The organism is Pseudomonas sp. B34(2017) (assembly GCF_002112915.1).
Taxonomy (GTDB): domain Bacteria; phylum Pseudomonadota; class Gammaproteobacteria; order Pseudomonadales; family Pseudomonadaceae; genus Aquipseudomonas; species Aquipseudomonas pharyngis.
Genome location: NZ_NEJA01000007.1, coordinates 159658 through 169139 on the forward strand (window position 1 = coordinate 159658; position 9482 = coordinate 169139).

Below are 9482 nucleotides of genomic sequence, written 5' to 3' on the forward strand. Positions count from 1 at the left end.
AACATTCGGCCGGCGTAGGCCTACCGCTCGTCGAGACTGTTATTTCTAACAGGTGGCGTGCATTTTTCGGATCGATATAAGAAGACCGAACTCGTCAATGGTTGACGAGCCCATGAGGTGATGGACATGAGCGCAGCCAACAGTTCACCGGTAACACCGGTGGTAGATGTTCCGCAAGATGGCAGCAAAACGGGGCTCTTCGTTAGATTCGAAGGCACGGGGACTCCTGGAAACTCTGTGCGTGTTTACAGCACGAAGGATTCCTTGAATCCATTATTTTCACAGGTAGTCAGCCCGTTGGGTTCGTGGCTGAACCATCAGGACTTTTCCTCATTGAGTTTTTATGCGGTCGAAGTGTCAGCTGACGGAAAGGATATTTCGCCTCCCTCACCCATAGTGAACATCTCGCTGACGTAAATCTCGTTGAGCACCCAACATGGCGCCGAGCCTCAGCCCTCGGCGACCATTACACTGCAATGGTGATTGAAGATTTTGTGCACGGGGTCGATACAGAGCACAAGACAGGAGAACCCCCATGCGATTCGTGCCCATTGCCGCCCTTGCCCTCAGCGTCCTCGCCGCTTCGGGCTGCACCCGTTGGTCGATGAACCATCATTTGAACAACGCCTACAGTGCCTATGACCGGGGCAATTGCGAGCAGGTGATGCTTGAACTGTCCAAGGTCGAACGCGCCAGCCGCGCCCGCCCTTATGTGTGGCCGGAAGTGTCGATGATGCGCGGCCAGTGCCTTGAGCGGCAGAAAATGTTCGTCGATGCGGCGCAGACCTATCAGTTCATCATCGCCTCGTACCCCGACAGCGAATACGCCTACCGCGCCCGCGCGCGTCTGGAAACCCTGCAGAGCCTGGGTCACTACCCGACTCGCAGTGCCGCCGCCGTGGTCCGTCCAACCCGGTTCTGATGGCGGTCGTCATACAAAGTCTGGCTGGTTGTACAAGGTGAGCTATAGTCCAAGGACACCGGTTTAGAGCCAGAACTCCAGATCGGCGCAACACCTGCGACTGGCATGTGAAGTACGTGGCAAGCGCCACACCGGGAGCGGGGAGAGCGGGCCTGAAGATCAGGTTCGTTCCGAAGCACAATGCGGCCCGGGCATCGGGCCATGCATGGCGATACGTTCATGTTTACCGACCGTCGAATCGAACGGCACCAGCTGCCGTATTTTCTGCGAGTGTTCAACAGCGTCACCGATAAACCCGTCGGGTTTCTGGGCAACGTCTCTGAAGACGGTTTGATGCTTATCAGCCAGTTGCCGATGATGATCGGTGCGGAATTCAATCTGCGCCTGAAAATTCCCCTGGGGGAGGGCCGCCAGCAGGTCATCGACCTGACGGCGTGCTGTCTGTGGTGCCACGAAGACGCGACCCCTCAGCATTACGACGCCGGCTTCAGCCTGTACCGCACGCCGCCCGAGTATGGGCAACTGGTCGAAGCGTTGAAGCAGTACTTCAGCTTTCAGCCATTGCCGGCCTCGGCCTGACTCAAAACCTTCAAATGCATCGTCGGAACGCCGCCCGGAGCAAGCCCGCTCCCACAGTTCCTGCGGCAGTCACAATTTTTTGTGAATGACACGAAACCCTGTGGGAGCGGGCTTGCCCGCGAAGGCGCCAGTACTGACACCGCCTATTTGACGGCTGGCTAGCCGATTGCAATCGCCCGCTCGTTATCCAGCGTCCTCTCCGCCAGCAACAACCCCATCTCACTCAACTGATAGATCGCCATCGCCAGGTGCCGCGGCTTGTCGTCCAGGCTGTCGGCCAGATCCAGCAACAGAATGCTGACCGAGGAAAAGGTCTCGTAGGTCTGGATGGCAATCGCCTCGGGGTTGATCTCGGGATCGACCTTGAACATTTGCATGCCGCGATCCACCGAGTTGCGTGGCTTTTCAGGTTTGGGATTGAGGTAGAAGTCGAGAGCCTTGTGGGCGGCGTCGTGGAGTTTTTTCGAGTCGTTGGAGGTGTAGGGGGAAACCGGGTCGGATTGATCGGTCGGGTCCTTTGGATCGGTGTCCAGCGGTGGATTTGGAGTTGCTTTGAACATGCCTAACTTCCTTTTAAGTTGGGCCGCCACCTCGTCGCGACTAAACGAGGGGGTGGCAGCTGTAAGCAGGTTAGTCGACCGGGGAAGTAAGGCTTTTTCCGGCGCGTCCGAGGACGCCCTGCTCACAGCCACCATCGAGTGCGGGGATAGGGAGTACCCGACTTTATGGCGCGTTTGCAAACCTTACCTTACCCCGGGCGACTAAACCCGGCCGCTGATTGGCAGCGACGGGAGTCAAGTTACGGGGCAACGCCAAGGCGCACAAGCCGGCGGATTCTGAGGGATTTGTAGGCAATGGCACAAGGTGTCGTAGCCCGCTGTTACGACTTGCAGGACGCTGCCGGACCGGGTTGTGGGAAGAGTTACCGTTTGTCGGGACTGTCAGATCTGTCAGGTGTGGGAGTACAAAAAGTTGCCATTAATGAGTGAGCCAATTTTTCGCATGCACCGGCACCTTCCTGAACCGTGTTGGAGAAGATCATGGATACCGACGACGAAAAAGATGTTCCTGACAGCGGGGTGGAACCAAAGAGCAAGGACGACGATGATTTCGAATCCTCGGGACCCGATGAAAACCGACTGTTTGTCGCCAAAACGTTGAGGGCCGAGAAGTCAGGACTCTGGGCAGAGCTTAAAGTCGAATATTTTTGGAATGCCAATGGCACCTCGTTTGATTGCCGAGCAAAACAATATCGTGCCAAGAACGGCGGTACTAGCGGCAGGCTTTGGTTTTCTCTCTACCAGAGCCCTCCAGGATCGACTGAAGGTTACTCAACGAATCAGAATGCTTCACAGAATGGCAGCTGGATGAATTTGAACTTGGGAGCCGATATACCCATTAGCACACGGAAAGCGCGAATAGGTTTTACTTTTACTTATCGGGATACATCGTCCGGGATTGAAATTCCAGTCGATTTGGAAACTGCCGAATATATTACTTGGACACCTCCAACTCCACCCCCGACACCGGTGATTGGCTCCCGGAACTTCGCTAATTCAACATTTGATGTCACTGGAACGCAAGGTCTTGCCGGGGCCCTTATGGTACTTGATCACGGAGGTGGAACGTTGGCAGCGCGCGTTCAGCCAACCGGCGGAGAATGGTTAGTGCCGCTGACTGTTGCGGACAACAGAAACTCTCAGAAGATGGTGGCGTATCAGCAAGTTGAAGGTGTAAATTCGCCTCGTAGTGAGTTGACATACATGTATCGAGCAAAACTGACCTACCCAACGGCTGGAGCCGTGGTGCCAATGAAGGACCTTGTCTATAAAGCCATCGGTGCACCAGGGTCGGCAATGCTCGCATTGAATGCTTCGAATATTTATGAAAGTTGGGCAAATCGAGATCTAATTGATCCGTCCGGATTATGGGCAGGCCCCTCTATCAAAGTCTTGCCCTCTGGCGACGCAGTGGTAAAAGTCCGTTTCTACGACGATCCAGCCAACAATCGCTATGGCTACACCGAGTCAGTTGCATTCAAAGTACTGGGCTATCCGCGAATTACTCTCCCCACAGCGGCTTCGACTCAGAACCCAAACTTTGATCTCAGTGGCGATAATGGTTTGGCTCAAAGTAAGGTCGCTGCCTATTACGATCTGACGAACGATTCTGTCGGTGAAAGTCAGGTGAGAAGTGACGGTACCTGGACCATACCTGTGACAGTCAGATCGGGTCCGGTTTCATTGGTGGTCGAACAATCTTTTGGAGGCAAGAGTTCCGGACGCGGTAATTTGCGCACGTTCAAGATACCCCCTCCAACACCGACCAAACTGACGGTACAGGTCGATGCCCAAAGCAATGTGACCCTCGGAGGTGTCGGATATATCGGGGCGACGTTCCATCTCTACGTTCAGAGCAACATGACGGCTTTCCACTCTTTTCCCGTAACAACTTCGCCCTGGACGGTTCTCTTTCCTGATTGGTTGCCGGGTGATTCGCTGATCGGCGGTCGACAAAGTCTGCCCGACACTACAGGGCAGCCGATCTATTCGGATTGGGCGCCGGAGAACACCCGGGTCGTGGTGCCTGTACCCCCTCCGACCTTGACTTTCAGCGTCAGCCCGGACGGCATTCCCAGGTTCTCCGGTACGGGCAGGAACTGGTCCGATCAACCGCGCTCCCTTGTAGAGGTCCGGTTGGTAGGCGGCAGTTCTGCGAACGTGCCAATCGCCGAGGTTGGCACGGATACGCGATGGTCCGCCACGGCAACCGCACGCTGGGCTCCCGGTACGTATGCGATTACGGCCATTCAGTGTTTCAAGGCGCTGCAATCAGAACCGGTTTATCCTGTTTCCGTGGTCATCCCCGCGCCCCTTGCCGTTATCGAAAAAGTGATCCCGAAGGGTTTGTTTGCAGAGGTCGTTGGCCAATGCTGGCGGGGAGCCGAGTTGACGATCACGTTCAGCGACAATCCTGCCTTACATACGGTTGTGGATACGGACGAAAACGGGCAGTGGGAGTTCCAGCGCTCCACGGCGTTTCGCCCCGGCAGGCACACGGTCTCAGTCAAGCAGACTTTCGGTGGGGAAACCTCCAACCCGGTGTCCATGCCCTTCGAGATAGCGGTGAGCGTACCGGTAATCAATCCGCCACCCGGTGGGCAGACGGATCATTTGCCGGTGTTGCACGGCACCGGCGGGATCGACGGTTTCACGATCATGGTTTTCGATTACGTGACTCGAGAGCCGCTGGGAGAGGCGATCGCAACAGGGGATGTCTGGTCGGTACCGCTCAAGGAACTCGACTATCTGACATACGCCGTTTTCGCCATACAGGTGCAGGGTGACCTGCGATCGCCACCCAGTAATCCGGTCGATTTCACAGTGGTGTTGTTTGCACCAAGGATCACCTTTCCAGAAACAGGCAAATCGGTCCCCCAGACATTTACGGTAGAAGGCTCTGCCAGAGCGGGAAATGGATTCGACCGGACTGAGGTCAATGTGTACGTCGACGGCGTTCCCCATCCTGTTTATCCGCATTTTGACGATGGATATTTCAACAAGGTTTTCACACTGCCTTTGGGGTCATGCGTACTGAACGCCAAGCAGTACTTCAAGGATCAGGAGTCGCCGCTTGGCCAGGATGTAGTTGTCACTGTTGTTCCTGACATGGCACTCATTGAAACACCAGGCACCGATGAGGGTGTCGGACAGATTGTGGTGGTCTGTGGATTCGGATATCCGGGATATATAGTCGTGGTTGCCTTGCCTGATGGTACGGAGTTGGGGCAGACCGAGGTTCAGGAGGACGGGACGTGGTGCTGTCAGGTCGAGCTTCCTGGAACCGGCACCGAGTTTTCAATCGTTACCGAGCAGCGCCAGGGCGAATTCCGCTCGGGTTGGTCTGATCCCAGATCCGTGCAGCGACTTGAGGCCGCACCCACATTCAATGAACCGTCAGAGGGCGAATGGAAGAGCGCAACACCCGAATTTGCGGGCGGTGCTCGGGCGGGCTCGAAGGTTGATGTGGTCGCCTGGTACGACCCCGACAAGAAACATGTCAACGCTCTTGTGACCGACGGTGAACATTGGGCCGGTGTATCCGAGCGAAATCTGCCTGGCGGCCCGCACTGGGCACGTGCCGTGCAGGTCGTGGGTGGAAAACGCTCCATGCCCGCTGACAGCAAACGATTCGAAATATCTGACGAGCCGTCAAGCCTTCATCCGAACCCCGAGTGATCCGACCAATGGTCGCGTCTACTGTCAGTTCTGACAGTAGACGCCGCCCGTGCGATGGCGCCAAATCCGTTGCAGGCACTATGCGAAATGCGCCGTTCCTTCACTGGAAACGGTTCGGACCCAGGAGCATCAACATGAACCGCTCTCCCGCTCAGATCGCTCAGAAGATGTTCACGCAAGCGGTCGGTAAACCCAAACGCTCGTCCACGACGGCACTGACACGTTTTTTCAAGGCGGGGGGATCGGTCGCCGTACTGGCGCAGAAAGGCGTCGACGGGTTGATGCACGACTATGGCCTGACCCGGCAACAGGCCGGCGAGTTCCAGCAGCGCCTCAATGTGCTGTCGACCGCGGTATTGCGGCAATTCATCGAGCACCAATTGACCGCGAAAGACTCCCGGCCCGCTGCGCGCAAGGGGCTCAATAACGGTCCGACTTACGCCTTGTTGTTCAATCCGAACTTCGACGACTTGTGCCCGCCGGGAGCGATCGAAGCCATTCACTCGCCTGCGGCGTATCTGACAACCCTGTTGCATTGGGCGTTGCATCGACTGGGCATGACCGATGGCACGGACTTTCCGCTCGTTGGCCGGCGTACGGACCTCGAAAATCTGTTGATCGATGTCAAGGCCGTCCATGGTGTAGTGTCGTCGGTGGAAGTGATCAGCCACATCATGGAGCGCTTCATCACCGCCACGCTGGGGTCTATTCAAAACCTCGACGAGGCGTTGAGCCAGAAGGCATTTCCCCGTGAGCTGCCCTTTCACTGGCCCTGGGTCAACCTCGATCATGTACTGAAGGGGCATGGCGAATCGGTGGGCAGCGTGGTGCGTCTGTGCGATTTGCAGTATCCGTACTTGCTTCGTTCGACACCGTGGAGCGACAAGTCGGATGACGCCCTCGTTCAAGCTTCACGGTTGAGTCCATCACAGCGGACAATCCTGACCGAGGCGAGTCATTTTCCAGACGGGGCAGACGAGTTCTACCTGAAATACCTCGGTCTCAAGGACATTTCGGTGGGCAATCTAAGGCTCGTCGCCGTTTTCAACGAACGAATGAAACTGGGTACGCCGGCGCTTGAGGCATTGCTTTCGATTGAAGGTTTTGCTCCCGCCCTGTCCGAAAATGCGCCGCGTTCCCCGATGAGCCCTGGCCCATACCCTGTAACAGGCCGGGATCATGGGTCTGTGTTCATACATGAGGCCAAGTCCCCTCACATCAGCATCGTCAATACCGGCGTGGACCTGCTCAACCGTTTCGAGGATATGGAGCCCGACCGAGTTGACCGTGCCAATCGTATAGTGCGACTGACTGACTGGTTGCAGTTGGCCAGTCACGAAACCGATCGACTGATCGTTGCGGCAATGCTCGCCGAGGAGCCCTCGCCGTCCCCCTCTCGCTATTGGATTACTGCCAATACGCTGCGAGCTCTCGGGCTGTTCCAGGAACTTCGGGAGATTTTTGGATGCCCCGCAGAAGACTTCGCCGCCTTTCTCGGGCCGCTTTCCGTTTTCGGGCGCGGTACGGAGCGTGCCCAATACGATCGAATTTTCAACAGTGGTGCCGCCAGTTCTCGTCCTTTGGTACTGGATGACCGATCCTTCCCGGTGATTCCCGAGACCGCTGCCGACCTGCTTACGGTCAAGCAACTGTGCGCAGGCCTGGGCATTGATCTGGAAACCTATTTTTACCTTGCCAACCTGATTGCCGCCGCTCACGGTCTGACGGATCTCCAATGCAGCTTGCCGATCGTCTCCAGTTTTCATCGCATGGTCCGGCTGCCCCGGTTATTGGGGATCACTCCGATCGAGGCGGTCCTGTTGTTGAACCTGATGGGAGGGCAGGCGTGGGTGAACACGCTGGCCGGCGTGCCGCAGATCAACAACCAACAATCAGCCGAGACGCCGGACGTACTGAGTGTGATGCATGCCCTGATGGATTGCGTGCAATGGGCGCAAACCGCAGAGTTGCCGGTGCACTGGGTGGTGCAACAAGCATCGGTCTGGCCACCGAGTCGCCCCGATGAAAGACAACTCGCGCTGTTCGATCAATTGCGTCGGCAGGTCCCGGTGGCTCGGGTGACGGAAGAAGTACTGAAAATGGCCGGTATCGAACCTTTGTCGAACAATCGCCAGTGGTTGCGGGCGCTGGCGGCGTTGGTTGACGAACAGGGACTGATTCGTGATTTTGTTGAATCAGCGGATAAGAGCTACGAAGACCATGCCCGGGAAATGACGGAGCGGGCCGTGGTGTCGGAGACGGGAAGCCTCGATACAGGTCTGGTGGAGCTGATTCTGGCGGTCGTGCTGCGTTGCCGAGCCAGTCAGAACAGCATGGTGCAGGAAGGGTTGGCTGCGTATAGCGGTCTGAAGCCGGATATGGTTCTGCAGGTGCTTGGCTGGTCCGGTGCAAATGTGCATTTTGTATTGGCTCAAGTGCTCGCATTGCCGGAAGCTTTCGAGGACAGCGGCACTATGCTGCGGCGGGAAGACCCGCCGAGCGATCCTGTTCTGCAGGTGTTGGCCGAGTTCTCGAGACGTAGTGCCGTGGTCGCGAGGCTGGAACTCAGCAGTGAATTCCTGAATCACTTCATCGCGACCGGGTATCGCGAATGGTTCGGTCTCAATTCGGTCGACGCATTCGACCTTTCAGCGCTGTATTACCTGACAGTCTACAAACGTGCCCTGGGCATGAGCGATCAGCCGGAAACGAGGCTGGTTGACTATCTGCACCGCATAAACGCGTTACCGGCCAACCTCAGCAATCACGGTCTTGAGCTGGTTCAGGAGCGTGCCGCGAAGAGGCTCGCCGAGCTGTTCAACTGGAGCGTGGATGAAGTGCGCATCTGCGCCGCCCATGTGAACCCGTCGAAAGGCCTGGTCGTGACCCTGCAACAACTCGATGTGCTGACACGCATTCGCTTGTTGGCCAAAAAGACCGGTCAGAGTGCCAGGACACTCCTCGAGCTCGCGACGCTGTCACCGGACAGCAAATATGCCGACTATGAGCACGCCGCAGACCTTTTCAGAGCCAGCCTGACGACCACGACCGAACCGACTTATGCTGACGACGTCATGGCCGTGGAACTGGACGTGATCGTGCGCTGGACGACGGAGCCCGATCCCGTCAGGTTGATCGCCAACAAACCGGACGAATTTGCCGAATTTACCGTAACGGTAAAGAACCGCGAAGACCAGGCGCGATTGAACGTCAATGTTCATTGCGCCACCACGCTGGGCCGGTTTGAAACCTCAATGATCACCACCGACAGTAACGGCACGGCGAAAGTGAAGTTTTTCCCGGGCAGCCGGATGGGCAGCGTCACTCCCGTTTTCTGGCTGGATCTGGGTGAGCAAACGGCCGCAGCGAGGGTCGAGATCGGGCCGGATATGGCCTCACTCCATTTGAAATCCCAAAACTCTTTCCCCGTGCCCGACAGCACGGTGCTGATCGGAACGCCGGTGACCTACCGCGCCATCGCTCTGGACGACTACGACAACCCCATCGCAGGCACATTGGTGGCCTGGATACTCGATCCACCGACGAAGGGTGTGATCAAAACTGTTACTGACCAGCAAGGACGCACCGAGTTGACGTTCACCAGAGGCGAGCCGCTTACCGTGGGGGTTAAAGCGAAGGCTGAAAACTCGACGACCGTTACGTTCCGCGATGTGACGTTTGTCGCAGCCCTTCCCGCGCGCCGACGAGTACCGGCGCCCCGCAAACAACGCAAACAGTGACAG

Annotated in this window: 6 protein-coding genes; 5 read left to right on the top strand and 1 reads right to left on the bottom strand. The window is 56.9% G+C overall.

From position 1 onward, the window contains the following. Positions 1 to 126 precede the first annotated feature (126 nt). The 3 genes from CAF80_RS28705 (at position 127) to CAF80_RS22355 (ending at position 1501) form a co-directional block, all read left to right on the top strand. On the top strand, positions 127 to 417 hold the full coding sequence (locus tag CAF80_RS28705) for a hypothetical protein (protein ID WP_134334336.1): 291 nt from the start codon (positions 127 to 129) through the stop codon (positions 415 to 417). Between the two features lie 118 nt (positions 418 to 535). Further along, complete coding sequence (locus CAF80_RS22350) at positions 536 to 922, top strand: tol-pal system YbgF family protein (RefSeq protein WP_039765946.1); 387 nt, start codon at positions 536 to 538, stop codon at positions 920 to 922. Positions 923 to 1141: 219 nt separating this feature from the next. Further along, the gene (locus CAF80_RS22355; RefSeq protein ID WP_039766204.1) at positions 1142 to 1501 is read left to right on the top strand and encodes a PilZ domain-containing protein; all 360 of its coding nucleotides are present in this window, start codon (positions 1142 to 1144) and stop codon (positions 1499 to 1501) included. A gap of 158 nt (positions 1502 to 1659) precedes the next feature. On the opposite strand, the gene CAF80_RS22360 is transcribed toward CAF80_RS22355, so the two are convergent. Beyond that, a complete protein-coding gene (locus CAF80_RS22360) occupies positions 1660 to 2061 on the bottom strand; it encodes a DUF6124 family protein (protein ID WP_074688389.1) in 402 nt (133 codons plus the stop codon). A gap of 480 nt (positions 2062 to 2541) precedes the next feature. On the opposite strand from CAF80_RS22360, the gene CAF80_RS22365 reads away from it, so the two are divergent. Together CAF80_RS22365 and CAF80_RS22370 are read left to right on the top strand one after the other, a co-directional pair. Next, positions 2542 to 5739: a hypothetical protein gene (locus CAF80_RS22365; protein WP_134334334.1), complete on the top strand. Its 3198-nt coding sequence runs from the start codon at positions 2542 to 2544 to the stop codon at positions 5737 to 5739. A gap of 134 nt (positions 5740 to 5873) precedes the next feature. Next, complete coding sequence (locus CAF80_RS22370; RefSeq protein WP_158248870.1) at positions 5874 to 9479, top strand: Tc toxin subunit A; 3606 nt, start codon at positions 5874 to 5876, stop codon at positions 9477 to 9479. The last annotated feature ends 3 nt before the right edge of the window (positions 9480 to 9482 follow it).